We start from the raw sequence: 233 nt of genomic DNA on the forward strand, positions 1-233 counted from the left end.
GAGCATCATGCTCGCCTCGCACGCCCTGGTGCTGCTCGGCGTGCCGATCACCCGTGTCGTGCGGCGCTTTCGCGAGGTGCGCGAGCAGCGCTACGACCTGATGCGCGGCTTCTTCCACGGCGCCACCGACGCCGCCGACGACCTCGACGAGGCGCGGCAGCGACGCATGCATTCCGTCGTGCTGAATCCCGGCGCCTGGGGCATCGGCAAGACCATCGCCGATCTCGGACTCG

At 70.0% G+C, this 233-nt stretch carries 1 protein-coding gene; it reads left to right on the top strand.

Features of this window, described 5'->3' with window-relative positions; all coding sequences use genetic code 11:
• On the top strand, positions 1-233 hold a 233-nt coding region (locus tag ACY9Z2_RS19415; protein WP_463611311.1), incomplete at both ends, for a hypothetical protein.

The organism is Virgibacillus sp. GM2-2 (assembly GCF_055329585.1).